The sequence below is a fragment of the Xylanibacter ruminicola genome, from assembly GCF_900107775.1.
GTDB classification, from domain to species: domain Bacteria; phylum Bacteroidota; class Bacteroidia; order Bacteroidales; family Bacteroidaceae; genus Prevotella; species Prevotella ruminicola_C.
Map to the genome: position 1 here is coordinate 815619 of NZ_FNRF01000001.1, position 16075 is coordinate 831693.

The 16075-nt window shown below is 48.4% G+C and carries 14 protein-coding genes; 5 read left to right on the forward strand and 9 right to left on the reverse strand.

The window, feature by feature from the left end:
- Positions 1-501: 501 nt before the first annotated feature.
- The gene (locus tag BLU97_RS03050) at positions 502-3339 is read left to right on the forward strand and encodes a two-component regulator propeller domain-containing protein (RefSeq protein ID WP_074760195.1); all 2838 of its coding nucleotides are present in this window, start codon (positions 502-504) and stop codon (positions 3337-3339) included.
- On the opposite strand, the gene BLU97_RS03055 is transcribed toward BLU97_RS03050, so the two are convergent.
- The gene (locus tag BLU97_RS03055; RefSeq protein WP_074760196.1) at positions 3336-3926 is read right to left on the reverse strand and encodes a hypothetical protein; all 591 of its coding nucleotides are present in this window, start codon (positions 3924-3926) and stop codon (positions 3336-3338) included. The genes BLU97_RS03050 and BLU97_RS03055 overlap by 4 nt on opposite strands.
- Before the next feature lie 12 nt (positions 3927-3938).
- A complete protein-coding gene (locus tag BLU97_RS03060; protein ID WP_074760197.1) occupies positions 3939-4418 on the reverse strand; it encodes an RNA polymerase sigma factor in 480 nt (159 codons plus the stop codon).
- 212 nt (positions 4419-4630) lie between these two features.
- On the opposite strand from BLU97_RS03060, the gene BLU97_RS03065 reads away from it, so the two are divergent.
- The 4 genes from BLU97_RS03065 to BLU97_RS03080 all read left to right on the forward strand — a co-directional run bounded on the left by BLU97_RS03065 (position 4631) and on the right by BLU97_RS03080 (position 8824).
- Positions 4631-5320 carry a succinate dehydrogenase/fumarate reductase cytochrome b subunit gene (locus tag BLU97_RS03065; protein WP_013063578.1) on the forward strand — a complete coding sequence of 230 codons (690 nt, stop codon included), beginning with the start codon at positions 4631-4633 and terminating at the stop codon, positions 5318-5320.
- Positions 5321-5363: 43 nt separating this feature from the next.
- Positions 5364-7343, forward strand: coding sequence for a fumarate reductase/succinate dehydrogenase flavoprotein subunit (locus BLU97_RS03070; protein WP_013063542.1), 1980 nt, complete (start codon positions 5364-5366; stop codon positions 7341-7343).
- 5 nt (positions 7344-7348) lie between these two features.
- The gene (locus BLU97_RS03075; RefSeq protein WP_013064326.1) at positions 7349-8107 is read left to right on the forward strand and encodes a succinate dehydrogenase/fumarate reductase iron-sulfur subunit; all 759 of its coding nucleotides are present in this window, start codon (positions 7349-7351) and stop codon (positions 8105-8107) included.
- 81 nt (positions 8108-8188) lie between these two features.
- Positions 8189-8824: an AAA family ATPase gene (locus tag BLU97_RS03080; protein WP_074760198.1), complete on the forward strand. Its 636-nt coding sequence runs from the start codon at positions 8189-8191 to the stop codon at positions 8822-8824.
- A gap of 78 nt (positions 8825-8902) precedes the next feature.
- Here BLU97_RS03080 and BLU97_RS03085 read toward each other — a convergent pair whose 3' ends face one another.
- From BLU97_RS03085 to BLU97_RS03110, 7 genes are all read right to left on the reverse strand, one after another.
- On the reverse strand, positions 8903-9373 hold the full coding sequence (locus BLU97_RS03085) for a cupin domain-containing protein (protein WP_013065190.1): 471 nt from the start codon (positions 9371-9373) through the stop codon (positions 8903-8905).
- Between the two features lie 162 nt (positions 9374-9535).
- Entirely contained in the window at positions 9536-9961 is a 426-nt protein-coding gene (locus tag BLU97_RS03090) for an N-acetylmuramoyl-L-alanine amidase (RefSeq protein ID WP_074760199.1), read from the reverse strand.
- A 113-nt stretch (positions 9962-10074) separates the two neighbouring features.
- Positions 10075-10629, reverse strand: a complete 555-nt coding sequence (locus BLU97_RS03095) for a DNA-binding protein (protein WP_074760200.1) — start codon at positions 10627-10629, stop codon at positions 10075-10077.
- Positions 10630-10744: 115 nt separating this feature from the next.
- Positions 10745-10915, reverse strand: a complete 171-nt coding sequence (locus tag BLU97_RS15745; protein WP_139208726.1) for a helix-turn-helix domain-containing protein — start codon at positions 10913-10915, stop codon at positions 10745-10747.
- 172 nt (positions 10916-11087) lie between these two features.
- Positions 11088-12479 carry a VapE domain-containing protein gene (locus BLU97_RS03100; RefSeq protein ID WP_074760201.1) on the reverse strand — a complete coding sequence of 464 codons (1392 nt, stop codon included), beginning with the start codon at positions 12477-12479 and terminating at the stop codon, positions 11088-11090.
- 144 nt (positions 12480-12623) lie between these two features.
- Positions 12624-13103 carry a hypothetical protein gene (locus BLU97_RS03105; RefSeq protein ID WP_074760202.1) on the reverse strand — a complete coding sequence of 160 codons (480 nt, stop codon included), beginning with the start codon at positions 13101-13103 and terminating at the stop codon, positions 12624-12626.
- 399 nt (positions 13104-13502) lie between these two features.
- On the reverse strand, positions 13503-16064 hold the full coding sequence (locus tag BLU97_RS03110) for an outer membrane beta-barrel family protein (RefSeq protein WP_074760203.1): 2562 nt from the start codon (positions 16062-16064) through the stop codon (positions 13503-13505).
- Positions 16065-16075 lie beyond the last annotated feature (11 nt).

A 16075-nucleotide genomic window follows, 5' to 3' on the forward strand; every position in this document is an offset into this window, starting at 1 on the left:
ACGGTAGATATGAGGGTCGCGTATGCCTCGCTGGTCGGCGATAGAGTCACCGGCAATAATGGGCTCGCCATTGTTAACAGCCGTAAACGTGTAGCCATCGTAGCTGATGGCCATAAACAGCGAGTGGGTTGGATCGTTGAAATACGTAAACAGATAGGCACCCATATCCTTTTCGGTGAGCGCTTTCTTGGCTTTGGCATCGGTCTGAGCCACAAAGGCCAGCAATAGTGATGCAATGAACAGTACTTTCTTCATTTTCTTACAAGTTAGTGTTTGGTTTTGCAGGTGCAAAGGTACGATAATTGATTTATATCAACGTCCCAACATCGTTATTTAGGGGGAACAAATTGTTATTTTTGCGATTTTCTTTGATGATTCGCAAAAGTTTTGTATCTTTGCAACCGTAATTGCAACTAACTAATGAGGCGTGTAATATCCTTACTGATAACAGTTTTTGTGCTTGGGCAGATGTCCATGGCATGCCCCGTGTCGCTCAGAATTATGTCGCAGACACCTGTTCAGGGCATCGAGGAGGCACGAAAACTCATGTTCGACCATTATGGCATGATGTGGGTAGGTACCGATCAGGGCTTGCGCTCGTTCGATGGTTACAGTTTCAAAACCTACCGCAACAACGCTTATACCCCTGGCATCCTGCCTAATAACTATGTACGTTCGATGACCGAAGACCAGCACGATGGTCTTTGGATAGGCACCCGCGATGGGCTGGCCCGTTTCGACCGTCGTCGTGGTTCTTTTAAAACGTACCATCTGCGTGGCGATCAGGCCCGTCTGATTAATGCCTTATATACAGATAAAAACGGTACAGTATGGGCTGGAACCAATGCCGGCGTGTCGCGATACAATGCAAAAACCGACGATTTCATCGATATTAACCTCTCAGCTGGCGTGATTTCGTTTGCCGAGGATGCCCGTGGTAATCTGTATATTGGTACGTGGGAGGGTGGTTTGCTGCGCCTGAACAAGAAAACCGGTAAGATGGTAAGCTATCCACCGTTAAGTGCGCGTAATACCGCTCAGACCATGTTGATGGATAGTCGCGGTCGTTTGTGGATTGGTACCTGGGAGCATGGTATTGTGCGTCTGGATCATCCCGAAAACGAGGCGGCACCGGGCATGCATAAGATGAACGAGGGTAGGGCCGATTTCCGTACGTTCCACCGACTGGTTGAAGATTCCGTTAGCCATGCTGTGTGGGGTTGTTGTATCGAGGGACTTACCCGTGTAGATCTGGATAATGAGGCCGAGGTTGAGAACTATCCGATACTCACCTTCTGCTACGATATGGTGACAGATGGCATGGGCAACCTGTGGGCACTTACCCGAAACAACGGTATCGTGCACCTGAGCACCAAACCGTCGCCTTTCCATTTCTATCATCTGGATCCCGCTGGATTGGAGTTGCCTGTAAACCGTATTCAGAAGGTGTTTACTACCGATGGTAACCGTTTCTGGTTAGGTCTGCAGCCTTACGGACTGGCCCTTTACGACCGCCAGGCCGGTCAGGTGCTGTACAATAACCATATTCCCGGACTGGAGAACGAGACTGGTCAGCAGGGCATATACGTACAAACTATCTCTGATATGATCGAGCGCCTCGATGGCAGTATATGGCTGGCTAGCTCGCGAGGGGTTGTGATTTGGAAAGAGGGCGAACCAGCACGTCTGTTAGTGCGTAGTAACTCACCGTTTATTGGCGATAGCGAAGTAAATGCTTTTCATGCATTAACCGGTGGCGCAGTGCTGGTGGGCCAGAATAATGGTCTTGGTATTGCGTTTAGTGAGAATAAAGGACGTTTGCTGAAGATGTCCGAAGGTAAACGCGATTTTAGTAATTGTCATGTTTTATCCATATCCGAAGATCATCGTCATCGCTTGTGGATAGCCACCGAGGGACAGGGTATTATCCGCATCACCGGAAGGTTCGACGATCCTAAGTCGTTTACCTATCACCAGTACGCTCCTGTTGCCAACAATTATCCTATTGATGAGGTTACGGCAGTGTACGAGGATGCCAACCACCAGTTATGGGCCATTTCTAATAGCGGCGATTTCTTCCAATATAACGATGAAACCGATGTTTTTGAGCCCGTAAACCATCGTTATTACATTGGTACGGGTAGCATCTACTCTATCCAGGGCGACAGCAACGGTCGTATTTGGCTTTCAACCGATAAAGGATTGGTACGTTTTGCCTCGTCGAATGAGCAAGGCTCAACCACGTACTACAATATGGAGGATGGTATCGAGGCTATCAGCTTCTCGTCGAACGGTGCTTTCAGCTATGGTAAGGAACTCTTCTATGGCAGTGCCAAGGGTTTCTTCTCGTTCGATGCTGCCGAGATAGAACGCTGGCAGCAGGGTGCCTCGCCATCGTTGGTGGTTACCGAACTTATGATTGACGATAGACCTTACCTTTGGCAGGATTCTTTGCACCGTCAAAGAATATCGGCCGATCAGCCCTTCTTTACGCAAAAAATCACCATTCCATCGGATGCCCGTAAGTTCTCGGTAGAGTTTGCATTGCTCACTTATCAGAATCAGGAACAGTGCCGATATGCTTATTACTTAGAGGGTTACGACAACGACTGGCATGATACCGATGCCCAGAACCGAGTGGCAACCTACCAGAACCTGCCCTCGGGGACCTACCATCTGAAGTTGCGTGCTGTAGATAGTTACGGTCGACTGGTTGAAATGCCTTACGCTATTGTAGTACGTGTGCTGCCGCCATGGTATCGCACCTGGTGGGCGTATCTCATTTACCTGGTGCTGCTTCTGGCCGCTGCCTATGGCGTAAAAGAGTGGTATAAAGCCCGTGTTAATCGCCGTGCCCGTCTGCAGCAGCGTGTGAGCGAACTGTTGCACTACCGCGAGATGATGGTGATGAAGCAGTTTATCAATAAGCCAAGCGGCAAGGCTGAGCGTGAGGGTGCCCGTAAGGTGCTCGAGGTTGAGGAGCAGCAACACTCATCGCCCGACGAGCTGTTCCTGCAGAAAGCCATCGATTGTGTGAAACAGCATATTGATGATGCCGACTACGATCGTGAGCAGTTTGCCAGCGATATGTGTGTGTCGTCATCTACCCTCTATAACAAGCTGCGTGCCCTGACAGGCGAGAATGTTACTGCCTTTATCAACAGCATCCGACTGAAAGAGGCCTGTCGCATTCTCCGTCAGAAGCCGAACATAAAAATGACCGAACTCTCCATGGCCGTTGGATTCAATACGCCTAAGTATTTTACCAAGTGCTTCAAGAAAGAGTTCGGTGTGCTGCCTAGCGAATATTTATCGCAGGACTCAGAACAATTATCTTAGTTTTCGGCGGTGATATCCTCGATGGTATCAATGATTTCCTGGTACTGGCGCTGGGTTTTTACGTGTATGCGGATGCCCAGGATGGCTCCAATCAGTCCTCCGACGCAACCTCCCCAGAAAATGCCTTCGTGCAGGGCGTCGCCATTCTGTGTGTACATGTTGTACATAAACCAGCCGAACCATAGGATAACAGCAGGAATACCAAAGAAGAGCCAGTTGGCCTCGAACTTCTTGGCGCGTGCCATCTTTCTACTGGTCTCAATCAGGTTGCTACGCATCAGGTTGGCATCGTTCACGTTGCGACTATTGTAATACGTAGCGCCACCGCAAACCAGCATGAAAATACTTGTTGCAATCCAGAAGGCGAGAGAGAAACCACATAATTTTACAAACACCCAGTAGCCATAAGGTATCATGAATACGCTTAGTGCCATAATCACATTGTATCGGCGACTGATGTTGCTGGCGGTTTTGTTCATCGACTGGCGGATAAAGCGGTCGTTTATAATCATTTGCTTATCCAGCTTATTCTTCAGCGTGTTCATCTGCTCACGCATATTCTCTAAATCAAAATTCTCGTTGTTCATAATGGGTAATTTTTAATCGTTCGACATTTGTTTTAACTGTTCGCGGATTCTAAACAGACGTACGCTGACGTTTTTAGTAGTGATACCTACAATCTGTCCGATTTCCTCGTAGCTGAGGTTTTCGAGCCAGAGCAGGACAATCGCGCGGTCGAATGGCTGGAGCTTGGAGATACGCTTGTGGAGCATGTCCACCTGGCGTGTGTCCTCGTCGCGGTCTTCAAACAGGTTGATGTCCATGGTTAGGCGTTCGGTGGCCTGGCGGCGCTTCTTTCTGTCAATCGAGATACAGGTGTTCAGCGCCACGCGGTAAATCCACGTCTTGATGTCACTGCGATGCTCAAAGCTCTCGAAACCTTTCCATAGATTCACTAGTACCTCCTGGAACAGGTCGTTCACCTCGTCGGCATCTTGCGAGAACATGTAGCACACGGTGTAGATGGTGCTTTTGTGTTCTGCTGCGGTTTGCGCAAACTGCTTTTCTAATGCGTTCATTGTCTCATCTGTTTTTATAACTTTTACCCTTTAGACGTGGCAAAGATACTAAAAACTACACGAAAAACGCACAAATTACAAAAAATACGTATTTTTTCGCGAAAACACTTGTATATATCGCTATTTTTGACTATCTTTGTCCCCTAATCACGAGAGCACGTACTAACAAGTAAGTATATAACATTCAATAATTCATTAAAACTCAACAACTTATGTGGTTATTCAATTCATCAATTGGTAGAAAAGTTGTAATGTCCGTTACGGGTATTGCGCTTATTCTGTTCCTCACCTTCCACGGTTGCATGAACATGGTAGCGCTATTCTCGGAAGAGGGTTACAACATGATTTGCGAATTCCTGGGTGCCAACTGGTATGCTGTTGTAGCAACCATGGGTCTGGCTGCCTTGGCAGTGCTTCACATTGTGTACGCATTCATCCTGACTGCGCAGAACCGTACCGCTCGCGGCGAGAGCCGCTACGAGGTAGCTACCGAGGTTAAGGCCGGCAAAGTAGAGTGGGCTTCAAAGAACATGCTCGTTCTGGGTCTCATCATCTGCATTGGCTTGCTCATCCACCTCTGGAACTTCTGGTACAACATGATGTTTGCCGAGCTCGTTGGCGCTATGCCTGCCATCAGCCCAACAGATGGTTTCGGTTGGATTAAGGAGACATTCTCAAATCCTGTATTCGTAGTTATCTACATCGTATGGCTTGTAGCTATCTGGTTCCACCTCTCACACGGTTTCTGGAGTGCTATGCAGACTCTGGGTGTTAGCGGTAAGATCTGGCTCAAGCGCTGGATGTGCATTGGCAACATTTACGTTACCGTGCTCATGCTTATGTTCCTGGTAGTAGTTCTGGCTTTCGCATTTGGTTGCGCTCCCAGCCTTGGCTGCTGCTAATTTAATTTTTTAATCTTTTAATTTTTAAACTTTACGAAAGATTATGGCAAAAGTAATTGATTCAAAGATTCCCGCAGGACCAGTGCCTGAGAAATGGAAGGAATATAAGGCTCACCAGCGTTTGGTTAACCCAAAGAATAAGCTGAAGCTCGATGTTATCGTAGTAGGTACCGGTTTGGCTGGTGCTTCTGCAGCTGCTTCACTTGGCGAGATGGGCTTCAACGTTATCAACCTGTGTATTCAGGATTCTCCACGTCGTGCTCACTCTATCGCAGCTCAGGGTGGTATCAACGCCGCTAAGTGCTACCAGAACGATGGTGACTCTATCTACCGTTTGTTCTATGATACTGTAAAGGGTGGCGACTATCGTGCCCGCGAGGCTAACGTATATCGTCTGGCCGAGGTTTCTAACAATATTATCGACCAGTGTGTAGCTCAGGGCGTACCTTTCGCTCGTGAGTACGGTGGTATGCTGGCTAACCGTTCGTTCGGTGGTGCTCAGGTAAGCCGTACATTCTACGCTAAGGGTCAGACCGGTCAGCAGCTGTTGCTTGGTGCTTACAGCTCACTGAGCTGCCAGGTTAACGCTGGTAAGGTTAAGCTCTACACCCGTTACGAGATGGAGGATGTAGTTATTGTTGATGGCCGCGCTCGCGGTATCATCGCCAAGAACCTGGTTACTGGTAAGCTGGAGCGCTTCTCAGCTAATGCTGTAGTTATCGCTACTGGTGGTTACGGTAACACTTACTTCCTCTCTACCAACGCTATGGGTTGTAACTGTACCGCTGCTGTTCAGTGCTACCGCAAGGGTGCTTACTTTGCAAACCCATCATACGTTCAGATTCACCCAACATGTATCCCCGTTCACGGCGACAAGCAGTCAAAGCTTACTCTGATGTCAGAGTCGCTGCGTAACGATGGTCGTATCTGGGTTCCAAAGAAGCTCGAGGATGCTAAGGCACTTCAGGCTGGAACCAAGCAGGGTTGGGAGATTCCTGAGGAGGATCGCGACTACTATCTGGAGCGCCGTTATCCTGCATTCGGTAACCTCGTACCACGCGACGTTGCCAGCCGTGCAGCTAAGGAGCGTTGCGATAAGGGCTTCGGTGTAAACAACACAGGTCTGGCTGTGTTCCTCGACTTCTCTGAGTCAATCAACCGTCTGGGTCTTGATGTTATCATGCAGCGCTATGGTAACCTGTTCGAGATGTACGAGGAGATTACCGACGTATTCCCTGGCGATGTAGCTAACGAGATCAACGGTGTTAAGTACTACAAGCCCATGATGATTTATCCTGCTATCCACTACACTATGGGTGGTATCTGGGTTGACTACGAGCTGCAGACTTCTATTCCAGGTCTGTTCGCTATCGGTGAGTGTAACTTCTCTGACCATGGTGCTAACCGTCTGGGTGCTTCGGCTCTGATGCAGGGTCTGGCCGATGGTTACTTCGTTCTGCCTTACACTATCCAGAACTATCTGGCCGATCAGGCTGTATGGCCAAAGGTTTCTACCGATCTGCCTGAGTTCGAGGAGGCCGAGAAGAAGGTTGATGCCGAGCAGGATCGCCTGTTGAACATCAAGGGTAAGCGTTCGGTTGACTCTATCCACAAGGAGCTGGGTCACATCATGTGGGAGTATGTAGGTATGGGTCGCACCGCTGAGGGTCTGAAGGAAGGTCTGAAGAAGATGCACGAGCTCGAGAAGGAGTTCGACTCTAACCTGTTTGTTCCTGGAACCAAGGAGGGCTTGAACATCGAGCTCGACAAGGCTATCCACCTGCGCGACTTCTTCACCATGGGTCAGCTTGTAGCTTTCGACGCTCTCTCTCGTAACGAGTCTTGCGGTGGTCACTTCCGCGAGGAGTATCAGACCGAGGAAGGTGAGGCTAAGCGCGATGATGAGAACTACTTCTATGTAGGCTGCTGGGAGTACAAAGGCAAGGGCAACGAGCCTGAGCTCATTAAGGAGCCACTGGAGTACGAGGCAATCAAGGTACAGACACGTAACTATAAGAATTAAACACTATGGCAAGAAATATTTCATTCACAATCAAGTTCTGGCGCCAGAACGGCCCCAAGGACCAGGGACATTTCGACACTCACGAGATGCACGATATTCCCGATGATACCTCGTTCCTCGAGATGCTCGACATCCTGAACGAGGAGCTCATCAACGAAGGCAAGGAGCCCTTCGTATTCGATCACGACTGCCGCGAGGGTATCTGCGGTATGTGCTCGCTCTACATCAACGGTACACCTCACGGTCTTACCGAGCGTGGTGCTACCACCTGTCAGCTCTACATGCGCCGTTTCAACGATGGCGACGTAATTACTGTAGAGCCTTGGCGCTCAGCTGCCTTCCCTGTAATTAAGGACTGTATGGTTGATCGTAATGCCTTCGATAAGATTATCCAGGCTGGCGGTTACACCACTATCCGTACTGGTCAGGCTCAGGATGCCAACGCTATCCTGATTCCTAAGGAGGATGCCGACGAGGCTATGGACTGCGCATCTTGCATTGGCTGTGGCGCTTGCGTAGCAGCTTGTAAGAATGGTTCTGCCATGCTGTTCGTTTCATCTAAGGTAAGCCAGCTGGCACTGCTCCCACAGGGTAAGGTAGAGGCTGCCCGTCGTGTTAAGAACATGATTGCAAAGATGGACGAGCTTGGTTTCGGTAACTGTACTAACACCCGCGCTTGCGAGGCTGTTTGTCCTAAGAACGAGACCATCGCTAACATCGCTCGCCTCAACCGCGAGATGATCAAGGCTAAGATGGCCGATTAATAACTCTTTATAGGTAGTGGGGATTACAATGTCCCCATTACCTATCTTTATTATTATGGAATAACTAAAAACTTAGGTATAATGAAAAAAAACGAAAGATTTGTCATTACCATTAATCGCGAGTTGGGTAGCGGTGGTCGTACCGTCGGTCGTATTTTAGCCGAGAAACTGAGCGTGCCCTATTACGACAAGGTGCTTTCTAAGGCTTTGGAAGAGAAGTTCGACCTTTCACATCGTCAGATTGAGGATTTAAAAGGCAAGAACCGTAGCTGGTGGGAAGAGATTAAGCGTGTGTTGGTTCTGGGAGAAGGAGCAGCCAATTCTTCTGAGTATTACGACGAGGATAATAACAGGTTTGTGACCTCCGAGGCTGTGCTGAAGGCAGAAAGAGAAATCTTGCAAAACATTGCCAGCGAGGAGTCCTGTGTCATCGCCGGTCGTTCGGCCTTCTTTGCTATGAACGAGAATCCCAACCATCTGAGCGTTCTCATTCAGGCTTCTATGGATCATCGTCTTAAGCGCGTGATGGCTAAGCAGGGACTTACCGAGAAAGAGGCCAAGAAAGTTATTAAGATGGTGGATGAAACCCGCGAGGAGTATATGAAGAACAATGCCCATACTTCGCGTTACGACACCCGTAACTACGATCTGGTTATCAGAATGGATGGTAAAACCGAGGAAGAGGCAGCCAATGTGATATTAGCATATATTGGCTGATACATCCCAGACAAGGAAAATATAAGAGCGCCGTAGTTTTCCGCTTCGGCGCTCTTTTTTTTGTGCTGTGGGGTAGGGCTACTCCAACGGAATGTCGGGGTGCTGTACGGCCAGCGGCAGGTCTTTCTGTGACAAATAGAACATGTACAGAATAACCGGTTTGGTGCCACGGTTCTCGCCATGGTGTATGGTGCCTACCATCTCAACTACGGCCTCGCCCTCGTGTACCACCTTGGTCTTGCCATCCTGGCCGATAATGGTCAGCTCGCCCTGCGTCAGTACACCGTAGTTCATAGCTACGTGGTGGTGCCATCCCAACTTCTGTCCTGGAGGGAACACGTACTTTACGGCCACCAGTTCGGGGCGCCCCTGGAAATAGTCGGGCAACTCTACACCGTCCCAACTCTGACTTGTACGAATCAGTTCTACACTCTCAACCTTGGCCGCCGCTCCGTTATCGGCGTGTGAATTAAGGCAAGCGGTAAAAGTTGTAGCTGTTGCCAACATGGCTGTTGCCACGATAGCATGCATAAAAACTTTTGTGTTCATGATAAATAATGTTGTTAATAGATTATACTTATTGTTCTACTTATTGATATGATGTCGCAAATGTACAAATAATTCTTCATCACGCAATCAAACTGTGATTAAAATTTGTTAATCGTCTACGATATAGGCACGGACTCTTATAAAAGAATCCGTGCCTAAAACTCATTTGGGCTGCAAATCAGCATACTCGCGGGCTACGTTCGCAATGCAGGGACAGGCTTTCTGCGGGTTCAGATCGTGATGACCTACGATAACCGCACGGGGATAGCGCCGATGCAGATCTTCGAGTAGTGTGCGCAGGGCCGCCTTCTGTTCCGGTGTACGCGTATCGGCGGGTTGTCCGCGGGCATTCAGTCCTCCCTCGTAGCACACGCCGATGGAGTACTTGTTATGGTTCACGCAGTGAGCTCCCACCAGCCATTCAGGTCGACCAGCCTCAATCTCTCCGTTACGACGGACCACGTAGTGATAGCCTACGCCAAACTTAAAGCCTCTATCACGATGCCAGGTATCTATTTGGGCCACTGACGATGTCTGGTCGGGCCGCACTGCCGAACAATGAATCACAATAAGGGTTATTATCCGCATGACTGCACAGCAATAGTTCCCAGAACTGTTGTAATCACTGTTGCCGCAAATCGCAACCACTTAGCTACTCTATTCCAATTTACTCTTATCATAGGCTTTTAGTATTTTAAGGATTAGTCACCATATGATTCATCATCATCACCGGCATTACCACCACCTGAGGCATTACCACCACCTGAGGCATTGCCACCAGTCGAAGGCTGATCGGTTGGTGAATCAGGATCCTCGATATTGCCGGGATCGGTACTGGTAACACGCTTCACAATCTTACCTTCACGGTCGTAACAGGTAATGTTGATGGCTGTATCTTTCAGCTCATCCTTGATCTCAACCGATGGTGAGAAAATCACACGTCGGGTGGTGATCAGTCCCGTACTTACCTTGCTTACGTCCTCTACGGTGGTGGCCCTCACACCGAATCGCATACGTCCCAGTCCTGGGATGGCGATGGAGTGTCCCTCCGTGGCCCAAACCTTTACTACCTGTCCGATGGCATCCCATGCTGCACTCAGGGCACCCTCGGCGATACCACTGCGAACAGAGGCCTCGCTAATCACTTTCTGTGCCGACAGTGTGTTGTAGATCTCGGCCTGCATCATAAAACGATACTTGCCAGCATCTTTGCCAACCTTGAGCTCGCGCTCTACTGCTTTTACTTTAATTGCCATAAGCTACATAAACATTAAACATTAAACATTAAACATTGTCTGATTGACATGGCAAAGATACCACATTTCTGAGGGGCGTTTTGGGATTCTTTGCGGTTCGTAGCGATTCTTTCTGTTACTTGTCGATATCAAAAGTATCTACGATGTATTTCACTACATTTGGTGGCAGGGCACCCTTTCCGGTTGGCATACCAATGGAATGTAGGTAGTCCAGGTGTGGCCCCATCCACTTCTTGAGTGTCTGTGTTGTTACACCGGCATGCTCGGCCAGTTGCTTTCTTGTCATTGTTTTCATAAGCTATCTTTTTGTTTTTTTTGAAAAGTACCTAATGTTTTTTTGTACGCTAACTACTTTGCATTTGAAAAGTACTTAGAGAAATTTGACACATTTGACAGATTAATTTGTAAAAGTTACGTGCGTACCGTGTAGGTGCGTGCGCGGTACGCGTGAGGGATTCCTAAAACAATGTGTCAAATGCGTCAAATATCACTTTGTTGTCTATCACCGATACCTCATCCTCGGGCTTGGCTTCCTGAGCCATCAGCGTTCTGTTCAGTTCGATGTCGGCACCGCTATAGGCCACCACGTTGTAGCCACGCTCACCACGCGATCGCTGGCTTACAAAACCCATGTTCTTCATAACACGTCCCAGTTTGTTGGGCGTCAATCGGTTTATCAGCAAGCCACCAATGGTCTGCATAATCTCCGAAGCACTCACAAATTCGCATGCCTCACCCTTTGCTGGCACACGGTAGTACTTGCTTACCAGCTCCTGTTCGGGTTTCGACACCTCGAACCGTTTGTTATGCAGTTGCACAACATCCATTTCCTTTTTCTCAAACCAATAGTGGAATCCCCGCAGATACAGGGCATAGGCCTGGGCAAAAATCTCATCGTGATGGATAGGATACTCGTAGGGCGAACGGATACTCTCCACCTCGAACGGCAACCAGCGGCGGGTGCCCGTATCGTCGTCGATAAACTGCAGGTTGTTACTGGTACCACAGTAGCTGGCTATGTGTACACGACGTTCCGAATTGTGCGCATACGGTTTGCGGGCATCGGTAGCTTTGGTGGTCACAGCCCATTTCAGCCTACTCATCGCCTCTGTCTTCAGCGCATCTATCTCATCCAGACAAATCAGTCCGAACGATGATAGTTTCAGAACCTCGTCCTTATCCATCTTACCGAAAGTAGAGGTAGAGTGGAAATAGGCCGACAGTTCGGGAGGTATCAGACTCTCAAGCCAGCGGGTTTTATAGATACCCTGTTCGCCCACCAGCACCAGCACCTCCTCGTTCACCACTTTCTCCTCCAGCCACCCTGCCACCACACCCACCAGCCATTTGCGCAAACAGGCGTAAAACAGCAGTTGTTCGTCGGGACCACCCTTTACGTTTACATCCATCGCCAACGAGAGTATGGGGTTAGTAGTCTCGTCCCATGGCGGCAAGCGGTTCAGGTACTCTCTGAGCGGATTATACAGCGGCACAAAATCAGAGTCGATAACCTGCCATATTTTCTTGGCATTCACATCCTTCTGTTTCGACAGCATACTACACAGTGAGTTAACCAACCGGTCCTTCACTTCGAACCACTGGTCGGGCGATCGCCATTCGTCCAATGGCGTTTTGCCCGTGGGATATTTAATCCCCATGGCCGCATACTCGCTGATTTCGGGCACTCGGAATTCGTCCTTACCCGTTATCACATTGTGGCGCAGGTAGAGCGTGCCCATCAGGAATTTCTGTATGTCCTCCTCAGAGGCACGCACCTCGCGCCAGTTCTTTTTGTGCTGAGTTTCCCCTTGCGCTGAGTGGGTTTTTGGGTCTTTGGTTTCTTCCTCCATAATAGTTATGTTATAGGTAAAACGTAATATTTAATCGGTGGCAAAGATAATTAAAAAGCTAATACCAACTACCTACTGGGGTACCTCCGGAGGTAGTAAAAAAATGTCCTGATGCTTGTTTGCACCAGGACTTATTGCTATCGTTTATAACTTTTTTAGTTTTTCGTTGAATTCGAGTGATTGGTGTTGGGATAGTGCGGTATTATAATCGCTATGCATATTATTACGATGCCAAAGCTTCTCAAAAGTTTTCCATTTATCCTTGATACCAAGTCGCTTGGCCATCTCGTAAGCCAGCAAAGCCGACAAGGTACGCGACAGTTTGGGTTGATAGTTTTCATCTACCCATCCTTTGTCCATCGCACTTTGCCACAGCAGCATCGCCTCCTTGGTAGCAAGGCAATCAGGTAGTTTAGTTGTATTCTGATTGATAGGGTTATCCTGTGGTGGTTTCTGTAGTTTAGCCGAATCGAATACCTGCGTATCGATATGATTGACGTACTGCGCCCCAGGGGCGATATAGTTTAAAGTAATGTGACTGCTATTCTTTTCTCCGTCTGCCTGATGCAGTCTCTCAAGCAGACGGTTTATTAATCTAAGTATTTTTACTTCACTTAAATCCATGCCATTAATTTTCTTTTAAAAAACAATTAATAAAGAAAGAAAAAGAGAACGTGGACTTTTTATGTACAACATTATTCCTTAAGGCTCGTTACACCTGTTCGCGAATGCCATACACTAAAGCCCACGCCTCCGTATAGGATGCGTGAGCCAGCAGACATTCTTTCCCGCGATTTTTATAACGATTTTAAAGGAATGGCAAGAAAGCTGTCATAACTCATCGGGTGCAAAGGTACTCTAAATCTTTTAAACCCCCAAATGTTTGTTTAATTTTTTATGTACTCATATCTTATTTCTGTTTTAAAGGGTTAGACATGTTATTTTATCATCTTAAATCGTGCAAATTCTTCGACGAGGGCAGTGTCAGCACGAAGGCTGACAATTGCCCCAACGAGAGAGAACTTATAGTCGATTGCGTTCGCTTTGTCCGGCATGGCTACCCTTGTAGCGGCTACGTGTTGCATTGAACTTCCATGAGAGGTTGATACCGACGCGTCGGGAGTCGTTGTATTGTTTGAATTGTGTGCGGATATTGATACCTCCATAGGCTGTCATCTCCGTGTACTGAGTATGCAGAATATCGTTGGCCAGCAAGGCGATACTGAGGCTCTTGTCCTTCAAGAACTGCTTGCTGATACGGAAACCGAGACTGCCAGTTGCTTTCCGTTGGGAGCTACCTGATTCTTGGTAGGGTGCGACGCTTCCTTTGATGTTAAGCAACCATGCATGGGGAAGTGTAAATGTATTGTCAAGCGTGAAGTCTGCGCATAGACCGTTCCACTTGTAGGGCATACCCATTCCTTTAACGTCCCAGTCGCTTAAGCCCAGCGAAACAGTATAGTTCATCTGCCAAATGCCAATCTTTGGTGAACAGTTCAGGTCGATGCCATAGCTGTACCACCAAGGAATATTGCGATAGTCATCGATTATTACACCAGGATGATTTACATCGTCATAGGCACTCTGGAAGGAGGTGATGACGTTTTTTCTATACCCATAGTATAGTTCTGCATAGAGCCATTTCCATTGTGATGACCATGAGATGGTGTGACTGATCTGGGGCTGTAGGTATGGGTTGCCCGTATCGTATTCGTATCTGCTGCGATAGTTCACGGCAGTAGTCAACCTCGAGTAAGGCGGATTATTGCGCGTGCAGTTATAGGCCAGCGTATGTGTCCACTTGTCTGTCTTATATGTCAACGAGGCACGAGGTATTATCGCATGGTAGTCTGGACTCATCTCGTCGTTTCGTTGTCCATTTTGATCGTAGCGGTTGTGCTCGTTTTGCCAACGAAGACCGGCATTGAGGGAGAACTTGCCTAACTGGAGCCTATAATTGGCAAAGAGCGACCAGACGGTTGTCTCCTGATGGACATTATTGTCGGTAGAAAAGCCGCTCTGGGTGAAGTCGCTCGTGCGGTCAACTGCGGATGCCTCCTCACCAAAGGTCAGATCCCCTTTTGGAACTGGAGCGGTGATAACCAACTTTTCTGCTAATAGTTGGTTTGCATTATTCGTCCGGCTGCTAACATTTGGTTGTATATCTGACCTTGGAGAATTATATGTGCCGCCATCCATCTCGGAAAGGTTGTGAGCATCGTAGTAGTCGGCACTGAAATCAATCTTCCATTTACCAACCACACCAACATAGTAGGCATTGACGGCGTGGGTCATCCGTGGCTTTTCTAAGGTTGTCGTAACGCTATGACCACCGTCAACAAGTTTACCGTCCTGCCATACCTGATCGTCAGAGGTGCGCAGGGTCTTGAAGTCGCCGATGTAGTTGTTGGCGGTGTAGGTAAGTCCGAGGGAATGGTGTTCGTTGATTTCCCAGTTCCAGCCGAGGTCAGCAAAGTAGTACTTCACCCGTACGAGGCGTTCTGCAGACTTCTTATAGTCCCATGTGGATGAGGCTTGCAATTGGTCATTGGCCGTGTAGGTGATGAGTTGGTTGTTGTCCGTCAGGTAACCTCGGGCAAAGAAGTCCATGCCGTTTCGGGTGCGATAGTTCAAGGCTGCGTTGCCATTAGCATAGTATTCTTTGCCCTGGCGGTAGGCTGCGGAGAAGTTGCCGCTCCAGCCCTCGCCTGTCTTACGGACGGTCTTGAGTTTAATTACGGAGGTGACATCAGCACCATATTCCGGGCCAGGGTTGGTGACAATCTCGGCGGTGAGGATTTCGTCAGAACGGTAACGGTCGAGTTCCTGCTCATTGCGCACCTTTTTATTGTTGATGTATATTTCAGGCTTGCCGTGACCTGCTATCTCACCGTTACTCATCATTAGTGGTAGATGGGTGAGCATTTCAGTGACGGAACCAAATTGCTCCAACGGAGTGCCCTTAACATTGGCTATCAATCCTCTGTCTGAAGCATAGGCCAAACGTTTAGAGCCTTTCACCTCGACGCCTTTCACCACATAGCTGTCGCGATGGAGCTGGATGGTGCCCATATCCTCTTGGGTGCAGAGACGGTAGATGGTCTTATAGCCGATGAAGCTGATGCGGGCAAGGACCTTGTGCTGCTCGTAAGGCACGACGAACTGGCCTGCCTCGTTGCTGACTCCGCCAGAGAGAAGAGTGGAGTCTGCAGGATTGAGGATTGCAATATTGGCATAGGCAACGGGGTGCCCTTGCTCATCGATGATGGTTCCTTTGAGATGACGATCGGTCTTGTGGGTACACTCTAGGTAAATCTCGTGGGCTCCACTCTTGACAACCCTGACAGGATAGAAGCCAACAATCTGAACGATGGCATCGGGGATGGACTTGTTTTGAATGTGGGTGGTGATCCGGAAATCCTCAAGTTCATCGTAGATAAAGGTGATTTCGTAATTGGTGGTTTGTGCCTGAATGTATCTCAAGGCATCTGACAGGGTTACGTCTTGAAAGTTGTAGGTAACCTTCTGTGCGCTTGCAACTGATACAAAGGCGCACAACAACAGTATGAATGATAGTCTTTTCATAATAGTAAAGG

Excerpts from the sequence above, each read along its gene's own strand:
- BLU97_RS03100 (WP_074760201.1), bottom strand. The coding sequence starts at position 12,479 with ATGGAGGAAGAAACCAAAGACCCAAAAACCCACTCAGCGCAAGGGGAA.
- BLU97_RS03110 (WP_074760203.1), bottom strand. The coding sequence starts at position 16,064 with ATGAAAAGACTATCATTCATACTGTTGTTGTGCGCCTTTGTATCAGTT.
- BLU97_RS03085 (WP_013065190.1), bottom strand. The coding sequence starts at position 9,373 with ATGAACACAAAAGTTTTTATGCATGCTATCGTGGCAACAGCCATGTTG.
- BLU97_RS03065 (WP_013063578.1), top strand. The coding sequence starts at position 4,631 with ATGTGGTTATTCAATTCATCAATTGGTAGAAAAGTTGTAATGTCCGTT.
- BLU97_RS03070 (WP_013063542.1), top strand. The coding sequence starts at position 5,364 with ATGGCAAAAGTAATTGATTCAAAGATTCCCGCAGGACCAGTGCCTGAG.
- BLU97_RS03060 (WP_074760197.1), bottom strand. The coding sequence starts at position 4,418 with ATGAACGCATTAGAAAAGCAGTTTGCGCAAACCGCAGCAGAACACAAA.
- BLU97_RS03095 (WP_074760200.1), bottom strand. The coding sequence starts at position 10,629 with ATGGCAATTAAAGTAAAAGCAGTAGAGCGCGAGCTCAAGGTTGGCAAA.
- BLU97_RS03105 (WP_074760202.1), bottom strand. The coding sequence starts at position 13,103 with ATGGATTTAAGTGAAGTAAAAATACTTAGATTAATAAACCGTCTGCTT.
- BLU97_RS03090 (WP_074760199.1), bottom strand. The coding sequence starts at position 9,961 with ATGCGGATAATAACCCTTATTGTGATTCATTGTTCGGCAGTGCGGCCC.
- BLU97_RS15745 (WP_139208726.1), bottom strand. The coding sequence starts at position 10,915 with ATGACAAGAAAGCAACTGGCCGAGCATGCCGGTGTAACAACACAGACA.
- BLU97_RS03080 (WP_074760198.1), top strand. The coding sequence starts at position 8,189 with ATGAAAAAAAACGAAAGATTTGTCATTACCATTAATCGCGAGTTGGGT.
- BLU97_RS03075 (WP_013064326.1), top strand. The coding sequence starts at position 7,349 with ATGGCAAGAAATATTTCATTCACAATCAAGTTCTGGCGCCAGAACGGC.
- BLU97_RS03055 (WP_074760196.1), bottom strand. The coding sequence starts at position 3,926 with ATGAACAACGAGAATTTTGATTTAGAGAATATGCGTGAGCAGATGAAC.
- BLU97_RS03050 (WP_074760195.1), top strand. The coding sequence starts at position 502 with ATGTCGCAGACACCTGTTCAGGGCATCGAGGAGGCACGAAAACTCATG.